Raw genomic sequence first — 1,007 nt, 5'->3', positions numbered from 1 at the left:
TAAGGATTTGGAATAGAGGATAAAGAGCATTGTTTGTAAAAGCGGAAACCTATTACAAACTATTTTATCTCTTTATCCAATGAATACGAATGTACAAATAATTGCTGAATTGAAAACGTTTTTGACCACTGCTTCTCACCAACGTGAAAAGTACTGCCACCATCAAGAAGCTTTCACTAGAACCAGAAAACTCACCTTTACATTGGTGGTGCTTTTCATCACTAATTTGGTGAAGAAGAGTTTGTGCATTGAATTAGATCACTTCTTTACGTTTATTCATAAGATACACGTACCAACAAAGGGGGCATTTAGTCAGGCTCGCTATAAGCTCAAAGCTGTGTTTTTCCAAGATTGGAACAAGCATTTAATTATCAAATGGACTATCCTGAATGCCAATAGTATGAAGCGCTGGAAGGGCTTTCAACTCTGCGCTATGGACGGTACTACAGCATTATTACCTAATCGTCCTGCTATTATGAAAGTGTTTGGCAGCCATCTTAATCAAGCAGGATCATTTGCCTTAGCTCAAGTAATGATATGTTATGATGTACTCAATGGTATTTGCTTGAAAAGCAAAATATCCAGTGCGCATGCTGATGAATTAAGCACCGCACTCAAATGGATAAACCTTTTGCCAGACAAAACTCTTACGGTTTATGATCGTGGATATGCAGGTTTTGCTTTAATCTACTTGCATATGCACTTTAAGCGAGATTTTTTGTTACGCTGTCAAACTAACTTCAACAAAACGGTACATAGGTTTGTCAACGGTAGCCGACAGACAGCTATTGTAACCTTTACGGCTACCCCAACCAGTAAAAAACGTTTGCTGAAGTTAAACTTACCTTGTGACTTACGGGCGCCAGTCAAGGTCAGGCTCGTTAAGGTAAAACTACCTTCTGGACAAACTGAAGTACTCATCACCTCATTATTAGATCAAGAACAGTTTCCCACCATCTGCTTCGGACAACTATATTGTTTCCGCTGGGGTATAGAAACTTATTATG

The 1,007-nt window shown here is 38.8% G+C and carries 1 protein-coding gene; it reads left to right on the top strand.

The genetic code is table 11. From position 1 onward, the window contains the following. Nucleotides 1-79 precede the first annotated feature (79 nt). Nucleotides 80-1,007 (top strand): IS4 family transposase (locus WJR50_RS34110; protein WP_341297800.1); only part of this gene is annotated, 928 nt, incomplete at its 3' end.

Source organism: Catalinimonas locisalis, assembly GCF_038039535.1.
Lineage (GTDB): Bacteria > Bacteroidota > Bacteroidia > Cytophagales > Cyclobacteriaceae > Catalinimonas.
The sequence above is the reverse complement of the archived record's forward strand: the minus strand, read 5'-3'. Positions and strand labels throughout refer to the sequence as shown.